20 protein-coding genes and 2 pseudogenes are annotated in these 19,114 nt (G+C 69.1%); 11 read left to right on the forward strand and 11 right to left on the reverse strand.

The window, feature by feature from the left end:
- Positions 1–219: 219 nt before the first annotated feature.
- Positions 220–429 (reverse strand): DUF1918 domain-containing protein, encoded by a 210-nt coding sequence (locus tag Sru01_RS08330; protein WP_203983299.1) that lies wholly within the window; start codon positions 427–429, stop codon positions 220–222.
- 244 nt (positions 430–673) lie between these two features.
- Here Sru01_RS08330 and Sru01_RS08335 point away from each other — a divergent pair, with 244 nt between their 5' ends.
- Complete coding sequence (locus Sru01_RS08335; protein WP_203983300.1) at positions 674–1,159, forward strand: CBS domain-containing protein; 486 nt, start codon at positions 674–676, stop codon at positions 1,157–1,159.
- A gap of 22 nt (positions 1,160–1,181) precedes the next feature.
- Entirely contained in the window at positions 1,182–2,183 is a 1,002-nt protein-coding gene (locus Sru01_RS08340) for an Acg family FMN-binding oxidoreductase (protein ID WP_203983301.1), read from the forward strand.
- Positions 2,184–2,207: 24 nt separating this feature from the next.
- On the opposite strand, the gene Sru01_RS08345 is transcribed toward Sru01_RS08340, so the two are convergent.
- Positions 2,208–2,813 carry a TetR/AcrR family transcriptional regulator gene (locus Sru01_RS08345; RefSeq protein ID WP_203983302.1) on the reverse strand — a complete coding sequence of 202 codons (606 nt, stop codon included), beginning with the start codon at positions 2,811–2,813 and terminating at the stop codon, positions 2,208–2,210.
- A complete protein-coding gene (locus Sru01_RS08350) occupies positions 2,783–4,297 on the reverse strand; it encodes an FAD-dependent oxidoreductase (protein ID WP_203983303.1) in 1,515 nt (504 codons plus the stop codon). The genes Sru01_RS08345 and Sru01_RS08350 overlap by 31 nt, the downstream gene beginning before the upstream one ends.
- 332 nt (positions 4,298–4,629) lie before the next feature.
- Here Sru01_RS08350 and Sru01_RS36680 point away from each other — a divergent pair.
- Positions 4,630–4,964: pseudogene (locus Sru01_RS36680) on the forward strand (IS701 family transposase); the annotation flags it as partial.
- Positions 4,965–4,976: 12 nt separating this feature from the next.
- Here Sru01_RS36680 and Sru01_RS35425 read toward each other — a convergent pair.
- A pseudogene (locus Sru01_RS35425) lies at positions 4,977–5,156 on the reverse strand (IS5/IS1182 family transposase); the annotation flags it as partial.
- 358 nt (positions 5,157–5,514) lie between these two features.
- Between Sru01_RS35425 and Sru01_RS08360 the strand changes: the two are divergent.
- Genes Sru01_RS08360 through Sru01_RS08380 form a run of 5 tightly spaced genes read left to right on the forward strand, consistent with a single transcriptional unit; the run spans position 5,515 to position 11,086 of the window.
- A complete protein-coding gene (locus tag Sru01_RS08360; protein ID WP_203983305.1) occupies positions 5,515–6,804 on the forward strand; it encodes a helix-turn-helix domain-containing protein in 1,290 nt (429 codons plus the stop codon).
- 24 nt (positions 6,805–6,828) lie between these two features.
- A complete protein-coding gene (locus tag Sru01_RS08365) occupies positions 6,829–7,536 on the forward strand; it encodes a toll/interleukin-1 receptor domain-containing protein (protein ID WP_203983306.1) in 708 nt (235 codons plus the stop codon).
- Positions 7,533–9,503, forward strand: a complete 1,971-nt coding sequence (locus Sru01_RS08370) for a hypothetical protein (protein WP_203983307.1) — start codon at positions 7,533–7,535, stop codon at positions 9,501–9,503. Before Sru01_RS08365 ends, Sru01_RS08370 begins: the two co-directional genes overlap by 4 nt.
- Before the next feature lie 38 nt (positions 9,504–9,541).
- Positions 9,542–10,621, forward strand: a complete 1,080-nt coding sequence (locus Sru01_RS08375; RefSeq protein WP_203983308.1) for a hypothetical protein — start codon at positions 9,542–9,544, stop codon at positions 10,619–10,621.
- A gap of 39 nt (positions 10,622–10,660) precedes the next feature.
- On the forward strand, positions 10,661–11,086 hold the full coding sequence (locus Sru01_RS08380; protein WP_203983309.1) for a hypothetical protein: 426 nt from the start codon (positions 10,661–10,663) through the stop codon (positions 11,084–11,086).
- 393 nt (positions 11,087–11,479) lie between these two features.
- Here the strand turns inward: Sru01_RS08380 and Sru01_RS36155 are convergent, their stop codons facing one another.
- From Sru01_RS36155 to Sru01_RS08395, 3 genes are read right to left on the reverse strand one after another with little or no spacing between them, the layout of a single operon-like run.
- The gene (locus Sru01_RS36155) at positions 11,480–11,674 is read right to left on the reverse strand and encodes a DUF397 domain-containing protein (protein ID WP_203983310.1); all 195 of its coding nucleotides are present in this window, start codon (positions 11,672–11,674) and stop codon (positions 11,480–11,482) included.
- Complete coding sequence (locus Sru01_RS08390) at positions 11,671–11,862, reverse strand: DUF397 domain-containing protein (RefSeq protein ID WP_203983311.1); 192 nt, start codon at positions 11,860–11,862, stop codon at positions 11,671–11,673. Before Sru01_RS08390 ends, Sru01_RS36155 begins: the two co-directional genes overlap by 4 nt.
- Positions 11,853–12,680, reverse strand: coding sequence for a helix-turn-helix domain-containing protein (locus tag Sru01_RS08395; RefSeq protein ID WP_203983312.1), 828 nt, complete (start codon positions 12,678–12,680; stop codon positions 11,853–11,855). The genes Sru01_RS08390 and Sru01_RS08395 overlap by 10 nt, the downstream gene beginning before the upstream one ends.
- A gap of 185 nt (positions 12,681–12,865) precedes the next feature.
- On the opposite strand from Sru01_RS08395, the gene Sru01_RS08400 reads away from it, so the two are divergent.
- Positions 12,866–13,243, forward strand: a complete 378-nt coding sequence (locus Sru01_RS08400) for an ATP-binding protein (RefSeq protein ID WP_203983313.1) — start codon at positions 12,866–12,868, stop codon at positions 13,241–13,243.
- A gap of 10 nt (positions 13,244–13,253) precedes the next feature.
- Here Sru01_RS08400 and Sru01_RS08405 read toward each other — a convergent pair whose 3' ends face one another.
- Positions 13,254–13,595, reverse strand: a complete 342-nt coding sequence (locus Sru01_RS08405) for a DUF6247 family protein (protein ID WP_203983314.1) — start codon at positions 13,593–13,595, stop codon at positions 13,254–13,256.
- Positions 13,596–13,856: 261 nt separating this feature from the next.
- On the opposite strand from Sru01_RS08405, the gene Sru01_RS08410 reads away from it, so the two are divergent.
- A complete protein-coding gene (locus tag Sru01_RS08410; protein WP_203983315.1) occupies positions 13,857–14,762 on the forward strand; it encodes a hypothetical protein in 906 nt (301 codons plus the stop codon).
- Between the two features lie 154 nt (positions 14,763–14,916).
- Here the strand turns inward: Sru01_RS08410 and Sru01_RS08415 are convergent, their stop codons facing one another.
- Positions 14,917–15,360 carry a GNAT family N-acetyltransferase gene (locus Sru01_RS08415; protein WP_203983316.1) on the reverse strand — a complete coding sequence of 148 codons (444 nt, stop codon included), beginning with the start codon at positions 15,358–15,360 and terminating at the stop codon, positions 14,917–14,919.
- A 146-nt stretch (positions 15,361–15,506) separates the two neighbouring features.
- Positions 15,507–16,076, reverse strand: a complete 570-nt coding sequence (locus tag Sru01_RS08420; RefSeq protein ID WP_239137119.1) for a hypothetical protein — start codon at positions 16,074–16,076, stop codon at positions 15,507–15,509.
- Positions 16,077–16,153: 77 nt separating this feature from the next.
- Here Sru01_RS08420 and Sru01_RS08425 point away from each other — a divergent pair, with 77 nt between their 5' ends.
- On the forward strand, positions 16,154–18,136 hold the full coding sequence (locus tag Sru01_RS08425; RefSeq protein ID WP_203983317.1) for an ATP-binding protein: 1,983 nt from the start codon (positions 16,154–16,156) through the stop codon (positions 18,134–18,136).
- Between the two features lie 15 nt (positions 18,137–18,151).
- Here Sru01_RS08425 and Sru01_RS08430 read toward each other — a convergent pair whose 3' ends face one another.
- On the reverse strand, positions 18,152–18,853 hold the full coding sequence (locus tag Sru01_RS08430) for a helix-turn-helix domain-containing protein (protein ID WP_203983318.1): 702 nt from the start codon (positions 18,851–18,853) through the stop codon (positions 18,152–18,154).
- Between the last annotated feature and the right edge of the window lie 261 nt (positions 18,854–19,114).

Below are 19,114 nucleotides of genomic sequence, written 5' to 3' on the forward strand. Positions count from 1 at the left end.
GGCCACATCCGGCGGACCGTTCACCGGCGGCTGCGCCGGCGGTCCACGCCGGCCGTGCCGGCGCCTGACCGGCCAAGCCCGGCCGCTGGACCTTCCTGCTCACGCGTACACCCACCGGCGGGCCGTTCCCGGCCGGTGGGCATGGGAAGGCACCTGTTCCCGGGCGGCCGGCGGTCGCCGGCGGGCGGCTCCACCACCCGGCCCGGGCGCTGCCCGGTTTCAGGAGCTCTTGGCCGGTACGTCCTGGTGGTGCTCGACGCGGGCGTCCGGACCGGGGAACACCATGGTCGGGTGTTCCTGGTCCAGCCAGCGCACGTCGTAGGGCGGCGAGCCGTCCGCGTGGTGCAGGCCGACGATGATCCCGATGCGGCGCGGCTTGCCGAGCTGCGCGCTCTCCAGGACCAGCCGGTCCCCGACCTTGGCCTTCATGGCATCTCCCCCTCGGCGATCCGGGCCCGGTGGGCCCGCCTTCCGATCCTGCGCCGGTCCCCCCGGGGCGTCCACCCGCGGTCGTCCCTGGTCGCCGGGACCAAAGTCCTTCCCGCCCGGTACGCGCCGGGGCGGAGGTCCCGCCGCCCGGTGACGTTCGGCTCGTGCGGCGCCCGGCCGGCGGTAGTGGGATGGAAGGGCAGGACGGCTCCGGCACCGCCACGCCGGGCACCGAGGAGGGGCCATGGACACCGAGACCCTGACCGCGGCCGACGTGATGAGCCGGGTGATCGTCACCGTCGGTCCCGAGGAGTCCCCGCTGATGGCCTGGGAGCTGATGCGGCGCGGCGGCGTGCACCACCTGCCCGTGGTCGACGCCGCCTGCCGGGTCCTCGGGGTGATCCGGCGCGAGGAGATCGCCGAGCATTGGTCCGGCGGGCCCGCCGAGCAGTCCGCCGGCGCGGTCGGCCGGCTGGTGGCCGGCCGCCGGTGCCCGCACGCGTCCCCCGAGACCAGCCTGGCCGCGGTCGCCGGGGCCATGCTCGACTGCGGGATGGACGTGGTGCCGGTCATCGGGGCGTCCGGCGGCCTGGAGGGGCTGGTCACCGCCACCGATGTGCTGCGCGCGGTGGCCGGGCGCAGCGTACCCGCCCCCGGCGCCACCGAGGTGGTGGCCGGACTCTTCCACCTGGAACCGGTGCTGCCGCCCGAGCGCCGGGACGGATCCTGAAGACGGGCCGGGAGGATCGGCGATGAGCACGCGGACCAGCGAAGAGATCCAGTACGCGGTGCGCGCCGCGGTCGAGGCGGCGGTACGCGCGCCCTCGGTGCACAACACCCAGCCCTGGTCGTTCGGCACCCAGGGCGAGGAGATCATCCTGCGCGGCGACGCCGAACGCATGCTGCCGACCGGCGACCCGGCCGGGCGCGAGCTGCTGATCAGCTGCGGCGCGGCCCTGTGCAACCTGCGGCTCACCGCGCTGGCTCTCGGCTACCGGCCGGTCACCCGGGTGCTGCCGGACCCGGACCGGCCCTCGGTGCTGGCCACCGTGCGGCTCGGCGACGCCGTCGGCCGCGACGAGCACATCATGCTGCTGCACGCGGAGATCGAGCGGCGCCACACCCACCGCGCCGACTTCGCCGATCTGGAGCTGCCGCGCCCGTTCGTGGACGCGCTGAGCCGGGAGGCCGCGGCGGAAGGCGCCCGGCTCACCCCGGTGCGCGCCGAGCCGGCCGTCCGGACGCTGGCCGCCCTCACCCGGGCAGCCCAGGAGGTGCAGGCGCAGGACACCGCGTTCTCGCTGGAACTGCTGCGCTGGTCGCGGGCGCCGGAGAGCACCCGGCCGGACGGCGTGCCCGCCGGCGCCTACCCGGCCCGGCCGGCCGGCGCGCCCGCCGAGGACTTCGCCCGGCGCGACTACGCCCGCGGGCGCCCCTGGGGCTACCGGCGCGACTCGGTCGGTGCCGCCGACGATTCGCCGGGTGTCGTCACCTTGCTCACCACGCCGGGCGACTCCCGCGAGAACTGGATCACCGCGGGCTGCGGCCTGCAGCGGGCCCTGCTGTTCGCCTCCGCCTACGGCGTCAGCGCCGCCTTCCACACCCAGCCGCTGGAGTTCTTCCACCTGCGCGAGTTCATCCGCCAGGAGCTGTGCTCCGGCGAGCCCCCGCAGATGATCGTCCGCTTCGGCGTCACCCCCGACCGCCCCGCCACCCCCCGCCGCCCCCTCACCGAGGTCTTCCCACTGGACTGACACCCAGGGCTCTGAGCCGCGCGGTCAAGGACGGTAGCCGATGTGGTGGAGCAGGAGGCGTAGCCGGGCGGCGATCCGGGCCGCGTCCTGCTCGGGCTCGAGTAGGACCGAGCCGATGGAGCCGGCCAGCACGTCCTGGACGGCGGCGGGGTCGGTGCCGGGCGGGAAGTGGCCGGCGTCGACGGCCTGCCGCGCCGTCTCGGCCAGCGCGTCCAGCCGGGGCCGCAGGTGGCGCCGGGTGTAAGCGGTCACCAGTTCCGGGTGGTCGACCGAGGCGCCGATGACCCGCGCCATCAACGCCCGGAACCGGGGGTCACCGAGGAGCGCGGCGATGGACTCCACCAGGTGGTCGATCGACTGTCCGGCCGGCGGCGCGTCGGCGCCGGGGGTGCGGGCGTGCTCCAGCGCCGCCATCAGCAGGTCGTCCTTGGCGCGCCAGCGCCGGTAGACGGTCAGCTTCGCCACCCCGGCACGCCGGGCGACCGCCTCGATGCTGGTGCCGGTCGCGCCGCGCTCGATCAGCAGGTCCAGCGCCGCGTCCAGGATGGCGGCGTCGTTCCCCGGGTCGCGCGGGCGGCCATGGCGTTCGACGCCGCGTTCTACGCCGGCCACAGCACCGTGTTCAGCCATGCCGCCAGTCTGTCCGGCGCCGGGCGGCCACGCCAGCCGATGTGCCCGTCCGGGCGGATCAGCACGGTGCGGGAGGAGTCCGGCTCGACCGGGGTCAGCGCGATGACCATTCCAGCGCCGAGCAGCGCCTCGGCCGCCGTGGCGTGCCGGGCGGCGAGGTCGGGGGTGCCGGCCAGTACCGCCCAGCGTCCCCCGAGGGCGGCGTGCAGGGTCGTCCCGGTGCCGTCCAGGCGGCGGCAGGCCAGGTCGGGCATCCGGTCGCCCGGATGAAGGCCCGGCGCCCACCGGCGGGAGTCGCGGGCGAGCGGCCCGCCCCGGTAGCCGATGCCGAGCTGGGAGGCGGCCAGCCACAGCCGGCGCTGCACGGCGGGCACCCGCAGGACCGGCAGCGCGACCCGGTCCCGGACCAGGCGCCTGAACCGGGTGCGCGGCAGCATGATCTCCACCGCGGTGCTGGTGGCGCGCAGGACATTGCGGGCCAGCGGCCGCCGTTCGCCTTCGTAGGTGTCCAGCAGCCGCCGGTCGGCCCGGCCGAGGGCGACCAGCACCAGCTTCCATGCCAAGTTCTCCGCGTCGCCGAGCCCGGTGTTCTGGCCCTGGCCGCCGGTGGGGCTCTGGATGTGCGCCGCGTCTCCGGCCAGCAGGATCCGGCCGCGGCGGTAGGCGTCGGCGAGCCGGCGGTGGATGCGGAACTCCGAGGCCCAGCGGACGGCGGTCACGGTGTCCAGGGCGACGCCGCTGCGGCGGTGGAACTCGCCGAGCACCCGATCGGTGATCTCCTGTTCGGACAGCCGGTCGGGCAGGTCCGCCGGTGGTTCGGTGAACACCCGCCAGGTGTCGCCGGGGAGCGCGGTGACCGACAGCATGTGGCCGGCCTCCATCCAGGTCGTGCTGCCGTTCCGGTCGAACGGCCACCGGGCCTGCACGTCGACCATCAGCAGGCGTTCCAGCAGCCTGCGGCCGGGGAAGCCGATGCCGGCGAGCTTGCGCACCGTGCTGTGCGCGCCGTCGCAGCCGATGAGCCAGTGGGCTTGGACGTGGTGCTCGCCGCCGGCGGTCCGCACCGTGGCGGTGACGTGTCCGGCGTCCTGCGCGGCGGCCACCAGCCGGGTGTCCCACTCGACGGTGCCGCCCAGCGCGGCCAGCCGCTCCCGCAGGGTGCCCTCGACCTCGGCCTGGGAGATCAGCAGGGCCTGTTTGGGCTGGTCGGCGACGGCCTGGCCGACGCTGAGCCGCAGCACGGTGCGCGGGCCGTCGTTGTAGGACATGGTGAGGGACGACTGGGAGCGTCGCGGCAGGTCGCCGAGCGCGCCGATCCGTTCCAGCACCTCGACGCCGCGCGGCTGCAGGCCGAGCGCTCTGGAGGTGGTGGCGGGGCCGGGCGCGGCGTCGATGACGCGCACGGGGATGTCGTGCAGGGCCAGATGGACCGCCAGGGCCAGCCCGGTAGGGCCGGCGCCGACGATCAGTACGCTGTCGGTCACTTAATAAACGATACGGTACCGATTACTAAGTCGCGCAAGAGGACCGGCCATAACCGCGGCATGGGGTATGTGCTGGCGATCGCGGGCAACCGCCGGTCAGCTCCGAGGGCGCTGAACGTCCGGTGAGCGAGATCGCGGCCGGTGTGCCGGCCTGGCAGCGCTACAGCGCCGGCGAGGGCGCCAAAGGACGACGCTTGTACGCCTGGGCGTGGAAGCGGATCGACACCGATCGGCCCGGCCACCGATGGCTACTGATCCGGCGCAACCTCACCACCGGTGAACCGGCGTTCTACCGGTGCTTTGCCCGCACTCCCAAGCCGCTGGCGGCGTTGGTGAAAGTGGCCGGGACCCGCTGGACCATCGAGGAGACCTTCCAAGCCGCCAAAGGACAGGTCGGACTGGATCATTACCAGGTCCGCGGCTGGACCGGCTGGCATCGTCACATCACCTTGGCGACGCTCGCCCTGGCCTTCCTCGCCGTGGCCGCCGCCACCTGCACACCCGACCCAGACGACAAACAGCTCCCCCTGACCGTCCCGGAGATCCGGCGGCTTCTCGCCGCACTGACCTTTCCCGCCCTCCAGCCGATCCACACCATCCTGCGCTGGTCATGGTGGCGACGCCGTCACCACACCGAGCCCACTACCAGCGCAGATCACAGCCATGATCTCAAAGTGTCACTGGAGTACTGGGCGAACGTTTCACCTTTACGCAGGCGGACCAGTACCAGCAGCGCCTGCCGGGCCGGGTTGAGCCGGCGCCAGGTGGAGCCGATCGCGATCCGGTGGCGCCGGATCACACCTGCCAGGTAGGTCAGCGTCCGTTGTGACAACGGCAGCGCCGCACGGTAGAAAAGCACACGAGCCCCCGGTGCAATGGTTGATCTTGGTTGACAACCCTTCTAACAGGGGTTTCTCTATGTCTCAGGCCAGATCAGCGATCCGCAACGAGGCTGTGACCTGCAAGATCCGGTTGGAATGGGCTCGATGTGTAGATCTTGCTGCAGTCCCTCTTGGTCCAAACGGCCCATAGGCTACGCCCATAAGACGGCTGTCCGGAATCCCCTGGCCCCTCACATCCCGTCCAGATAGCGCTGTATCCAGTTGCCTGCAAGGGTGGAAACGGGAAACAACGGTACCGGCCTTGTCTGAGCGGCCGCTCCTGTCGCAACCTTAAGGAGTCGGCTGTTCGGCCCGGAAGTGACGGAGGTCCAGACAGTGCGACAGCCGATCCAGTTTGGGAAAGAGCTTCGGAAGCTGCGAATCGCCGCAAATCTCACCTTGACCGATCTCGCGAATCGTATCCATTACAGCAAGGGTCAACTTAGCAAGGTGGAGCGAGGGCTCAAAGCGCCGAGTCGGGACCTTGCCCGCCTCTGCGACGCCGCGCTCAACGCCGGGGGTGCCCTGGTGAAACTAACGCCGGCAATGCGGCCCAAGGTGACTGAGGCACGGGCAACGGAGGACGCCGATGAGGAGGTGTGGCTGATGCAGTTATCCGCAGACGGTCAGAGTCGGTTCCAGCCAATGGGACGACGGCAGCTCCTCGCTGCCGGGGCCGCGTCTATCGCCGGTATGAGCATCGGCGGCACCGAGACCGGCTCAAAGGCAGGGAGCGAGGAACTGTTGAGGGTGTCTCGGTCACTGTTCGACCAGTACCGCCAACTGGGACAGGTGACCAATCCAGCGATTTTGCTTCCCGCGCTCATCTCGCAGACGCACATGCTCAGGGAAGCTGCCGTCACCACCGATTCGGCCACACGTCAGGGTCTGCTCAAGCTGGGCTCGCGATACGCCGAGTACGTCGGTTGGCTCGTACAAGAGACGGGCAATGAGCAAGGCGCGTTGTGGTGGACCAGGCGGGCGGTCGAACTGGCCGCATCCGGCGGTGACCGGCACCTGGCGGCCTATGCGCTGGTGCGGCGCGCACTGGTCACCCTCTACCGGGAGGATGCCGCACAGACCATAGGTCTGGCGCAGCAGGCACAGGAAGACCAGGTTCCGCCGCGGATCCGAGGTCTTGCTGCGCAGCGCGAGGCCCAAGGGCATGCGATCAGCGGCGACTACGACGCGTGCATGCGCGGGCTGGATCGTGCCAAGACGTTGTTGACGTCACCGGTCGAGGATGGTGACGGGCCAGTCATCGGCACGACAAACCTGTCCGAGCCGGTGGCCATGATCACCGGTTGGTGCCTTCACGATCTGGGGCGTCCTCGCGAGGCCGCTGAGATCCTCGACCGAGAGTTCGCGCGGGTAGGGTCTCAGGCCGTTCGTACCAAGGTCCGCTACGGGGTGCGCCGCGCTCTCGCCTATGCCGTCGCAGGTGAGGTGGATCATGCCTGCACCTTGACGCGCGACCTGCTGGGCGGCGCCATCACCGTGAGTTCCGCCACCATCGCCGCTGACCTCCGCTCACTCGCCCGTGTGTTGAATCGCCACCCGCGCAACGCTCAGGTGCGTGATCTATCCCCTGAGCTAAGTACCGCGCTGCGCATCGTCACGCCCTAGAAATGAGAACTCACAATGCCAGAGGTGTTCGTCAATTACCGAACGGGAGACGGAGAAAAGACCGCGGCCGTGATCGACAGAGAGTTGTCGCACCGCTTCGGTGAGGACAAGGTCTTCCGTGCGTCCAAGTCCATCAAGCCGGGATCGCCCTATCCTGCGGAATTGCTCGCCAATGTCCGGAACTGCTCCGCGTTGGTCGCCGTGATCGGACCGGATTGGGCCGGTGCTCCCGCGTTGCGGAATGAGAACGATTGGGTCCGCAGGGAGATTGTGGAGGCACTCGCCTACGGCATTCCCGTCATTCCCGTCCTCGACGGCCGCAGGACCGAACGGCTCAGGTCGTCGGAACTCCCCCCGGAGCTCGGCTGGCTCGCTGATTACCAGTCCATCCGGCTCGATCTTCAGGATGCTGAGTCAGGCCTGACCCGGATCGCGAAAGCGCTGGTCGAACTGGTGCCCACGCTTCGCGACCATACTACTGCCGAAGGCCCTGACACGGTGCACAACCAGATGAGGGACGTGCAAGGCACGGGCGTGCAGGGCCGGAACATCCACGGTGACGTGGGCACGGTCATGAAGGGGAACCAGGGGTCGATCCACATGGGCAAGGGGAACCAGTACAACAACTCCTCGCACTTCTCCGGCCCGGGGGCGGCTTACGTGCAAGGGAGCAATGAGGGGGGAATTAGTCACACGTTCGGCGGCTCGGACAAGAATGAGGACGAGCGTTGAGCGACTGGTTTCAGCACTCCGTCTACAGCCGTCACACGCAGATGAATATGGGCCCGGGGGATCAGCACGTTAATAATTACTACTTCGAGACGCTCGCGGACCGCGGAGGTCAATCGTTCAGGAGCTTCGCGGCGGATCATCTGCTGTGGCTGCGCAGGAACTTCGTCCCTCCTCCCGGGTTCGGCAAGGCACGGGAAATTCTTGCCTCGCAGAGAACCGTTCTGCTCGGTGGGGAACCAGGCAGCGGTCGGGTGGCGGCCGCGCAGATGCTGTTGCACGAGTTGCGCACGGGCGAGGACACGTTCCGGGAGTTGCCTCTGAACGATGACGAGAGCAGGCCCCTTCTCGCTCTCGATGGCATCGCCGATGACAGCCTGTTGCTGCTCGACCTGTCCGAGGTCGAGGAGAAAGTCTGGGTGAGGGCTCATGAAGAGCTTCATTCCGTGCGGGCAGAGGTCTACAGGCACCTAGCCCGTCTCGTCATCGTGCTCCCATGCGAGAGGACCGCACGCCTGGTGCCGGCGCTCGTTCCGTACCGGGTAGTGATCGGTCGTCCGCAGGAGTCGGCGGTGCTGCGGCGTTACCTGCGCCTGAACGGCCTTGCCCATGAATTGATCAAGCAGCCCGCGCCCGCTGTGGTTACGGCGTTCCTGGGGCGGCGCCCGCCGATGGAGGACATTGCTCGCTTCGCGAGTCTTATCGTCGGCGCGCGAGCGGCGAAGGCCGGGGGCACGGGGGATTACGCCGCCTGGTGCCAGGAGGCGTACACCGCCTTGGGCGGGCGGGAGACAGAAGTAGTAGATAGCCTACGCAAACTGCAGGATGGATCGTTGCGTGCTTTGTTGCTCGCCACCGCCATGCTGCATGGTGCTCACGCTGACGCCGTCCACAACGCGGCCGTCTCGCTGCTGGCCACGTTGCGCCATCCGGAGGAAGACCTCCCGGTACTGCAACATACGGGTCTCATAGAGCGGCTCCGCGAGATCGGCGCAGAACCGGACGGGAAGGGCTGCGTACGGTTCAAGGTCCTGGAGTTCGACAGGGCCGTCCGCACATACTCCTGGACGCAGCTGCCGGAGCTGCGGGCCGGCCTAAGTGAGTGGGTCGGGACGACCGTCATGTCGACGGAGCTCACAGACGCGGATCGAGACGAGCTGGTCAAGCGTTTCACGGAGTTGTGCTTGCAGGACCGTTACCGGCAGATGCTCGTTCCCTTGGTGCTCACGTGGACGGAGAATGAGGCGAAACGAGCCGGGACACGAGCAGCGGTTCAGCTTCTGACGAAAGGCCTGCAGGACCAGCGTCAGGGCTGGTTCTTCCGGCGCCAAATTTATGAGTGGTCCCTCAGGACCAATCTATCCGCCGCGCTCACCCAGGTGGTCATCTCGCTCTGCACCGAGGTGATGGCTGTGCACCATCCCCATGAAGCGGTGGTCCGCCTGCACCACATGGCGAGGCGGGAAGGTCAGGGGACCACATGTGCGCACGACGCTCTCACTCGGCTCGTACGTACGGACCGGCGTCTCCTCCGGCTGATGTTCGACCGGCTCGATTATCAGTTCAGCGGCAACAATACATACGAGGCCGATCCCGACCTCTTCTTGGAGCTGGCCGACCCGGACCTGTTGACCGCTACGGAGGGCCGGAGCAGGAGTCTCATCACTCACGAAGCCGTACGAAAACAGATGACGAACGGCTGGGACATGGTCTTCGGGCGACGGTCCGAGGGCGTGTGGAGTCCTGCGGCTAGGCGATGGCTCCTCGCTGCCGGCAGGGGAGGGCCGTATCAGGGTGCGCTACTTGACGTACTGATCAACGGCGGGGTCTGCCGTCCGAAGGTCATGGGCCGGCTCTACGTCATGGCTTGCGAACTGGAACGTTCCCTGACTCGTCCTGATTCCGACGTGCGGTTCCGTGACCGCGTGCTGCAAAAGATCGACATCGCTCAAAGTACTCGGGTCGTATGAGCCCAGCCCGCCTGACAGCGCAAGTAGGAAGGCGCCCCATGACCTCTGGCCGTACAACCGCGACGATTTACCTTGTCGTATTCGCAGGACTGATCCTCGTCGCACTCATTCTTTTCGCTCCTCAGCCCTTGTGGCTCGGAGCTCTCCTGTTCGTGGCTCTGGGCGCAGTCGCCTTGGCCATCGCGAAGATGATGCGCCGTCATGCCGAGCCGTCAGAGGTGTACCTTGCTCCACCGGTCCCACCCATGGAACGCAGAGAGCAGCGTATCGCCGAGGTTGCCCTGCCAAGCGCCTGGGACGACTACGATTTCGTGTTTTCCGCCACGGTCCGCTGGTCGCCGACAGGGATGGGAACGGGCGAGTCATTCAACGCCGAGGCTCTCGCGATGGAGACCATCCTGACACGTGCGCGGAGGATCACGGGGAACAGACCACCTGGCCGCGCATCACTCGTTCAGCACGAGCTCAGCGGGATGTTGGGCCGGATGGAGTTGGACGACACAGGCTGCCTTCGTGTGATAGCTGAATCGGTCACCCTCACGCTCTCAGAGGACGACCGCGAACGGCTCGCCAAACTTGCATCGACGCGCAAGGAAAACGCCGTCTGGGAGCATGAGATGAGGTATCAGCAGAGCAGACGTGCGTACCTGAGCGAGAACGTGTTGAAGGACCCTGGCAGCGCGGTGGTCTGGTGGCTCGCCAAGAACGACGATCACGTTGAGAAGACCGTGAAGGACATCGGGTTGCTCGCTCAGCTTTCCTCTGCTGCGAATAACGCGCACGTACCCGAGCCCTTCCTGCACCTGGTCACAGGGCCGGTGAACGGAGGGCGGGTCACCGAATCGGAGCCCTATTCGATGAACGCGGAAGCGGGCACACCCACATCGGCACCCCGGACGCCTGCCGACCACTTCGGTGCCTTTCTTCTGTCGATGGACCTCTCAGAAGGCGATCCCGAACGAGCGCTCCTTTCCCGGCAGATATCCGACGTCCTACGCAAGCACGGCAGGCAGGATGTGGCCGACGAGCTCAACAATCGATTCGACGTCACCACGGCTTCTCTCTTCGACGACTTCGATCCTTCGTCCGCCCCGCCGGACGATGAGCCGGATCGATGATTCGGCCAATGGACCGCAACAAGCAGAAAGGGGCCAGTGGTGGAGGCTGAGCTGGTGGCACTGGCGAGTTCGGGGGCGGCGACGCTGGTCGGCCTCATGGTTTCCGATGCGTGGACGGAGGTGAAGGACGGCATCGCCCGGATGCTCGCCCGAGGAAGGGCGACCGAACAGGTGGCGTATGACCTCGATGTTTCTCGGACTGAGTTGCTGCAGGCTGGCGGATCACGTGACGGGCAGCTCGTGGCGGCTGTGGAAGGTGTATGGTGCGCCCGGCTGCAGAGTTTGCTCAAGGCTGAGCCTGCCCTGGCCGAGGACCTGCGACGCCTGCTGACAGCAGGGGATATGCCGGAGTCTCGGCCCTTGAGAGCGGTGCACAATGTGATCGCTGGAGGAGTGCAACACGGGCCTGTGATCCAGGCGGGTCGGGTATCCCGTCTGACCTTCCACCTGCCCAAACCCCCATGAGGAGGCAGACGGGGGATGAGGTGTGTGCCGCCGTGGCTCCTCCTCCGATCGACCGATCCCTTGAAGCAGCCCTAACGGCTGGGAATCGGCAGCGCATCACTCGGTTCACTAGGGCAAACGAATCCTTGAGGCGCTGCCTACCGTCCAGAGCCTTGCCCCATCGATATGGCCATGGAAGTCCTTGACGTGCTGGAGTACGTCCAGGCCCCAAGAAACAGCTACGCGATCACCAGTGCCGGACACCTCGCCGTGATCATCCTCGGTCACCAGGTTTCCCACTCCCGACAGCCGTAGCGATCACAGCCGAGACGGCGTCACGCTTCCGCCACCACGACTGGTCGCACGTTCGTCCTGCGGATCGGTGATGCGAGGTGGTCGCTGGCCGGATGACCATCAACAACACCGGCCCGCCACCTCCCGCAGAAAACGCAGCCACTCGTGTGGGTCGACCGTCACGACGGGTCCACCCGGCACCTTGCTGTCCCGTATACCGACGGCCCCTGGCATGCCCATCGTCACTTCGACGCACTGGCCACCGCTGGATCCCGAATATGAAGACCTGCGCCACCCGGCGCCGTATGGATTCAACGCCGATGGGCCAGCATCCGCAGAAAGCCTCGCCAGTGTTCCGGCCGAACCGTGATCGTCGGTCCATTCGGAATCTTGCTGTCCCGTAAGGCGACCAGCCCCGGCACGTTCGTCGCCACTTCCACGCAGGAACCGCCGTCCGATCCGGAGTGAGAGGACTTTCGCCATTCGGCGGCGCTCAGTTCCATCGTTCGATCTCCTTCTTGATCAGTTCCATGCTCATGTGGTGCGGAAGCGCTTCCATCCGCAGCGCGTCGTAACGCTTGCCGGCGGCCTGTACGATCTCCGGCGCGTCCGTCACCTTTCCCTGTATGGAAGACTCCGCCCAGACCGTTGTCCAGTGACCGGCGAGTTCGGTGATGACGAAAGCGCTCAGCAGGCCGCATGTTGATCCAGCGGAGTAAGGAAGCACCTGGATCTTCACGTTCGGATGTTCAGCGATCATCAAGAGGTGTTCCAGCTGTTGCCGCATGACGGCCGGATCTCCGATAGGGCGACGTAGCACGCCCTCATCGATGATCGTCTGCACGGTGGGCGGGGTGGTCCGGGACAGGATCGACCGGCGTTGCAGCCGGGTCGCCAATCTCTCCTCGAGTAAGTCCCGAGTGGTCCCCGGCTCGCCCGCGAGCACGTGTCTGGCGTAGGCCTCGGTCTGCATGAGGCCGAAGACGAGAAGCGGATCCCAGGTGCGCAGCGTGGTCGCCTGCTGCTCGGCTTGAAGGCCGTCGCGAAACCAGAGCGGAGCGGCGTCCTTCCATCTGTACGCCCGTGACCACAGTTCGGTGAGAACACCGGTAAGGCCGAAGAGCTCATCGCATCTCTCTGCGAAAGCCTGCTCGGGTTTGCGGTCGGCTCGTTCGACCATGCCGATCATGCTGGTGGAGAAGAGGAGCCGTTCGGCCAGTTGCCGCTGGGTGAGCCCGGCGGCCAGGCGCCGCCGACGAACCTCGAAACCGAATCTGGCCAGCGGGGACGCCTCCGGATCCAACTCTCGTGGCTGCGGCACGGGTTCTCCTTCACGTCGCCTGCGTGCTACCGGGAAGCACGCATCCGTGTGGCATTTGTGTAATCGTTCAACTGCGAACTGTAGTCGATGCCTTCAGGCTGAGGTTGACGATCGACCGAACATCGGACACCTCGTCGTGTGAGAGCTTCCGATGCCATTTCGCGAGAACGGGGCTCGGCATGGTGGTGGACAGGCTTCTCGGGTCGTGGGACCTGATCGGGACCGAGGCGTCGGTGGCAGCGGCGCGCAAACTTGCCCGGACGGCGCTGGGGGCAGCGCATCCAGTCGTCGACGACGTGATGCTGCTCGTATCAGAGCTGGTCACCAACGCGGTCGTCCACTCGGAGTCGCGCGGCGGGACGGTCACGCTCACGCTGCTCGACGGGGGTGACGCCATCCGCGTCCTGGTACGCGACGCCGGCGCGGACCGCCGTCCTCGCGTCGCCGGCGACCTCTGGCGCGAGGGCGGGCGCGGCCTGCTCCTGGTCGAGGAGATCTCCCACCGCTGGGGGGTCGGTGAGCATCACACCGGTCGCACTGTCTGGTGCGAGGTGAAGTACTAAGAATCGTCGCTCAGTCGGCAGGGGTGCCCTGGAGGCGCTCGTCGAGGATCTCGCGCCAAGTCCTCCCGCTGGACAGGGGTTCGCCGGCGGCGAGTCGTCCGGCGCAGGCGTGCATCCGCCTGCGGCCCTCCGGGTCACGCACCGAGTCGCACGCGGAGATCCACCAACGGTGGACGAAGGCGTCCAGCACCGCGAGATCAAGCTTGAGCCTGACCTCGTCCAGTACCGCCTTCAGCCCGGCGTCGAAGGCCTCCCGGTCCTCGGGTACGACTAACGCGGCACGGATGACTCGCAGATCCTTCTCCGGCAGCGGTACGTCATCGGGGTCGCGCTGTGGCGATCGCGCGATCATGGCACGCTCCTCTCGCTGTCCGGAGAGTACTGACCGTGCGAAGGGGCGGTGGTGTGGTCGGGGGAAGTGGCACGTGCGGTGTGCGGGACGCCGGCCGGAAGATCGCTCGGCCGTTGCGGAGGTGGGGGAGGGCGGGTAGGTTGCGGGTACGCCGTCGAGCCGGGAGGAGGTCAGAACGATGTCCGATGTTCTGCGCCCCCTCCGCGTTCCGGCGTCCGCGCGGGTCTGAGCCGGGGCGCCGGTTTCCCGGAGGATCCATTCATGACCGATGTGGTCATCCGCCCGCTGGTCGCGGGTGAGGAGAGCCTGTTCGATTCCATGCCCGACCCGCTGCCCGAGCTGCGCCAGGTGGCCTACGCCGACGGCGTCGCCGGTGGCGGCTACCGGCCGGAGCGGACCTGGGTCGCGCTGCGCGGCGGCCGGGTCGTCGGCCGGGCGGCCTGGCTGCTGCCGCCCGGTGCCGCCGGCGCGCCGTGGCTGGAGCGGTTCGACCTGGCCGCCGAGCCGGAGGTAGGCGCCGCGATGCTGCGGGCCGCGCACGAGGCGTTCGGCGGCCCGGTGCCGTACCACGCCGCGCTGCCCGCGCACTGGCGGCGCCGGCCGGAGGTGCTGGCCGTGGTCGAGCCGCCGATGGCCGCCGCCCGGCTGGCCGGGCTGGCCGAGCGGGGCGAGCGGCTGAGATGTTCCTGGACCGGCACGCCGCTGCCGGCGAGTTCAGGACGGTACACTTTCCGCCCGCCCGCCGGTACGGCCGAGATCGACGCCCTGGTGGCGCGGGTCGCCCGGCCGGACGTGCTGACCGGGATGGAGATCGCCAAGGCGGTCGCCGGGGTGGACCTGGCCACCGATCCGCTGGCCTGGCTGGGTGGCTCGCTGGAGGCGTGGCGGGTCGTGCTGGACGCGGGCGAGCCGGTCGGCCTGGCCGGTACGGCCGGGGACGCCTGCTACCCGCTGTTCGCCTACCTCGGCGTGCTCGACGAGGCCGCCCGGCCCGAACTGCTCGCCGAGGCGGTCCGGGTGCTGGACGAGGGCGGTGCCAGGGAGGTGGTGGCCGACGTGGACGCGCACCGGGTGGCGGTGGTGGCCGACCTGGAACGCAGCGGCTTCCGCCGGTTGCGGTCCCGGGTCCGCTTCGAACCCGCACCGGCCGGATCCGTACCGGACTGACCGGGGCGAGCACCGCGCCCCGGTCCGCCGTCGCCGCGGCGGACCGACCGGGGCGCGGTGCCGTCCGGGGGCTCAGCCGGCGCCGGCGGCTCCGGCGCGGGTGGACGGACGCGCGTCCATGGACGAGGGGTCCGCCACGGGGGCGCGCGGGTGTTCAGGACGAGGTGAGGTGCCAGGTCAGGAAGGGGATGCCGTCCTCGGGGTCGGGCTCGCGGTCCACTTCGGTGAAGCCGCGGGCCTGTGCGAAGCGCACGCCGTCCTCGTTCGCCGCCCAGATGACCGTGCGGATGTCCGCGCCGCCGAGCTCCCGGGCCTGGGCCAGCGCCCGGGTGTAGAGCGCGGCGCCGAAGCCGCGCCGCCGGTACTCAGGCAGCACCCGGACGATGACGGTCGCCGGGTCGCCGTTCTCCGGTGGCCGGACCGTCGTGCACCCGACCAGGACGTCGTCCAGGTAGGCCACCTCCAGGCGGTACCGCCGGACGTTCTCCTCGACCTCGGCCGGGCTCAGCGCCGCCGGCGGGACGATCACGTTGTGCACATGCCGCCAGTCCTCGACGGCCCCGTCGGGCTCGACCGGCTCGATGCGTAGTTCGGACACCGAGCCAGGCAATCGCATAAAAGGTACAAGGTCAACTCGGCGGCCTGCCGATCCCACCGGCCGGTCGGCCGGCCACCCCGGGTCGCCGGCCGATGGTCCCGTGCCGCACCCGCCCTGCCGGGCGAGGGCGGCACTAATTCGCCGGGTCAGCTGACGCAGTCCTGGGTCTTGAGGAGGAGACCCATCCCCTCGACCTTGCCGTGGGCTACGCCGAAGTAGAAGACGGCCTTTTTGTTGCCGGGCACGGTCACCTGGGGGTCGAACTCGCCGAACTTGATCTTCGGGTAGGCCTTCTTGAGCTGGGCCTTGGTCGAGCCGATCTTGATGCCCTGCGGGTTGCGGACCCCCTTAGGCGCGGCGATCACGGCGACGCCGCGCTTCTTGGAGATGTACAGCCCCACGCTGCCGCGGCCGGTCGGGTGGGCCTTGAGGTCCCAGCCCGAGCAGGCGCCGCCGTCGCGCATCTTGAGGACGACCCTGCCGGTGGCCCTGGCCTGCTTCAGCGTCATCCCGAGCCGGACGCCGCCGTACCCGAACGGCCCGAAGGTCCCCTTCGCCGCGGCCGCCGCCTGCCCGCCCCCCGCGGTCGGCACCGCCGCGTCGGCGGCGGTCACACCCGTCAGCGTCAGCCCCGCCGCCAGCGCCGCGACCGCGACCGGCCGTCCGGCCCGCCGGATCGCACCGGTCTTCCGAGTGATCTCGCTTTCACGTCTCATGCCCGGTTGGACGCCCGGACCGCCCTTAAGGTTGTGCACCGATCCTGACACGTCCCGATCAGGTCACCGGGCGACCCATGGTGAGCTCGCTGATCTGCGATAGTGACGTCGTGTACACGGTCCATATCGAGGCGAAGCCCGATCACCTGCTGCGGCTGGCACGGTTGAAGGATCCGGTCGGCGCGGTGGCGGAGATGATCTGGAACGCGCTGGACGCGGAGGCTCACAACATAGAAGTCGTCGTCGACGCCAACGATCTGGACGGTGTCGAGTACGTCAGCGTCAGTGACGACGGGCATGGCATGCCGAATGGGGCATGTGCCGGCTACTTCGGCGGCCTCGGTGGCTCATGGAAGATGGCGGCGAAGGTATCGCCGGACTTGAAACGCGGGCTGCACGGGCGTGGCGGCCAGGGCAGGCTGCGCGCCTTCGCCCTGGGCGAGCAGGTCCGCTGGGTGACGGTGGCCAGGAGTGCGGACGGGCGGGCCGAGCGTACGACCATCGATGGCACGGTCGATCGACCGGCGGACTTCGAGATCTCCGCTCCCGAGTACGTCGGTTCGCCGCCGGGCACCCGGGTGGAGGCTTCGGTGCCGGCGGATTTCGTGAACCGTCTGATGCACGACGACACCGCGCGCCAGCTCGCCTCCGTCTTCGCGCCCTTCCTGGCGGCCAATCCAGACGTGAACATCACCTTCCAGGGAACGAGGCTGGACCCGGCCACCGTCTGGGCCGGCATGACCGAATGTGAGATCCCGTCCCCCGGGTCCATGGAGTACCCACCGCCTACCTTGCGGGTGATCGAGTGGCATGAGGACGTCGGCCGGGTGCTCGCCCTGTGTGACGCGAGCGGAGTGGTGCTGGACGAGGTATCACCCGGCATCCGGGCTCCGGGGTACCACTTCACCGCTTACCTCCTCTGGGACGGCTTCGTCGACCGCCGAGGAGATCTCCCGCTCGCCGAACTCGACGACCTCGGCGGTCTTCTCGAAACGGCACGTGAGACACTCCGCGCGCATTTCCGCCGACGGGATCACGAGCGGCGGGCCCGGTTGATCCAGGAGTGGAAGCGGGAGGACGTCTATCCCTACCCGCGCGAGCCGCGGCAGCCGGCCGAGGCGGTGGAGCGGCAGGTGTTCGACGAGGTCGCCACGACCATCGCCCGGCGTCTCCCCAAGGCTCAGCAGAGCCGAAAGACCACCCTGCGCCTGCTCAAAGAGGTCATTACTCACGATCCGGCGGGACTGTACCCGGTTCTAGAGGAACTCTTCCGGCTTCCCCAGTCGGAGCAGGAAGAGCTGAAGCGCCTGCTGCAGCGGACCAGCCTCGCCGATGTGATCAAGGCCACCGGTCAGGTGGCGGCCCGGCTCGACTTCGTCGCTGTGCTCAAGATGCTGGTCTTCGAGCCGTCGGTCAGCCGGACGCTCAAAGAACGTGCCGAGCTCCACAAGATTCTGGAGCCGGAGACCTGGGTGTTCGGGGACGCCTACGCGCTCATGGTGAGCGATCGCAGCCTGGACGCCGTGCTGAGCCGGCATCTGGCGGCCCTTGGGCGCCCGGCCGGTGAGCCGGTGACGCCGGTCCGAAGGGAGGACGGCCGGCAGGGGATCGTGGATCTCACGCTCGGCCGGGCTCACCGGAGTGGAACAGGTCGCGAGCATCTTGTGGTGGAGCTGAAGGCGCCGAAAGTGCGGATCGGGCAGGCCGAGGTAGGGCAGATCAAGAGCTACGCCCAGGCGGTGGCGAACGATGCGCAGTTCCGCGATGCCCGGGTGTCATGGGATTTCTGGGTGGTGTCCACCGAGATGGAGGACATCGTCCGGCGGGATGCCACGGCGCCCAACCGTCCGACCGGCTGTATCGCCGAGTGGGAGGGCGGCATCCGGATCTGGGCCCGGACCTGGAGCGAGATCATCGATGACTGCGAGGATCGGCTGCACTTCTACCGGGAACGGCTGAACCACGATCCGGCGACGGAGCATGCGCTGGAGTACCTGCGCCGCACGCACGGTGACGTGGTCGTCGGATTGGTGCCGGTCCAGGTGGCGCCGCCGGGGTGAACGGCCGGCGGGCGGTCAGAAGGTGTGGATGCGGCGGCCGGATATGTGGTGCGGGACGACGCGGACGTACAGGTCGCGGCCGTCGCCCGCCCACGGTTCGACGGTGGCGGCGGTGAGCACGGCGACCTCGTCCGGCGGCACCGCGTCGGCGACGCCGCGGACCAGGACGCTCCAGCCCTCGCGCCGGGCGTCGTCGATCCGGTCCACCTCGAAGCCGACCGTCACCCGCTCGCCCGCCGCCGCGGCGCGCGCGCCCGCGTCCAGCGGGCCGCCGGGCCGGGTGCGGAAGATGACGGTGCCGTCGTGGTAGCGGTAGTTGACCGGGAACACCAGCGGGCCGGCCGGGTCGGCCAGCGCCACCCGGCCCACCCCGCCCGGCGCGATGAGCCGGACGCACTCGTCGGTCTCCAGCCGGTCCAGGGTGGCGCGACGCGCGGCCCGGGCGCCGCCGGGCGGGCGGCCGGCCGTGCCGCCGAGCAGTTCGGCGGCGGTCGTGTCCAGCGCGGCGGCCAGCCGCAACACGGTGCCCGGGGTGAGCGAGCAGGGGTGTTCCTCCAGATAGCGGATGAAGCCCGGCGCCATGTCCGCCCGTTCGGCCAGCTGGTCGCGGCTGAGGCCCTGCTCGGCACGCAGCCGGGCGACCCGGCGGCCGAGGTCGCCGGGGTCCGGTGACTCGGGCGAGCCGGAGAGGCCCGGGGCGCGGGTGCGGTGGTCCATCGCATGTCCTTCCTCGGCCGGCCGTGCGCGGTCCTTGGTGGTATCTGTCGTGGTCAGCGGGGTTCGGCGCGGTGGCCGGCGGCGGACCGGGATCGCGCGGCCGAGCCGTCGGCGGGCTGCGCCCGCGGGCCAGGGGAGGGCTGCGCGCGTGCGGCGGGATCGTCGGCGGGCCGCGCCTGCGGGGCCGGGCCGGGCTGCGCGCGTGCGGCGGGACCGGCGGCGGGTCGCGGGACGCCGGGGGGCCGCCGGCGGGCCGGCGGG

Source organism: Sphaerisporangium rufum (assembly GCF_016863395.1).
In the GTDB taxonomy this organism is placed as follows: Bacteria; Actinomycetota; Actinomycetes; order Streptosporangiales; family Streptosporangiaceae; genus Sphaerisporangium; species Sphaerisporangium rufum.

Coding starts and splice junctions, on each gene's coding strand:
- Sru01_RS08345 (WP_203983302.1), bottom strand. CDS start 2,813: ATGGCTGAACACGGTGCTGTGGCCGGCGTAGAACGCGGCGTCGAACGC.
- Sru01_RS08375 (WP_203983308.1), top strand. CDS start 9,542: ATGACCTCTGGCCGTACAACCGCGACGATTTACCTTGTCGTATTCGCA.
- Sru01_RS08330 (WP_203983299.1), bottom strand. CDS start 429: ATGAAGGCCAAGGTCGGGGACCGGCTGGTCCTGGAGAGCGCGCAGCTC.
- Sru01_RS08405 (WP_203983314.1), bottom strand. CDS start 13,595: ATGATCGCGCGATCGCCACAGCGCGACCCCGATGACGTACCGCTGCCG.
- Sru01_RS08410 (WP_203983315.1), top strand. CDS start 13,857: ATGACCGATGTGGTCATCCGCCCGCTGGTCGCGGGTGAGGAGAGCCTG.
- Sru01_RS08430 (WP_203983318.1), bottom strand. CDS start 18,853: ATGGACCACCGCACCCGCGCCCCGGGCCTCTCCGGCTCGCCCGAGTCA.
- Sru01_RS08390 (WP_203983311.1), bottom strand. CDS start 11,862: ATGGAACTGAGCGCCGCCGAATGGCGAAAGTCCTCTCACTCCGGATCG.
- Sru01_RS08420 (WP_239137119.1), bottom strand. CDS start 16,076: ATGAGACGTGAAAGCGAGATCACTCGGAAGACCGGTGCGATCCGGCGG.
- Sru01_RS08425 (WP_203983317.1), top strand. CDS start 16,154: ATGGTGAGCTCGCTGATCTGCGATAGTGACGTCGTGTACACGGTCCAT.
- Sru01_RS08335 (WP_203983300.1), top strand. CDS start 674: ATGGACACCGAGACCCTGACCGCGGCCGACGTGATGAGCCGGGTGATC.
- Sru01_RS08340 (WP_203983301.1), top strand. CDS start 1,182: ATGAGCACGCGGACCAGCGAAGAGATCCAGTACGCGGTGCGCGCCGCG.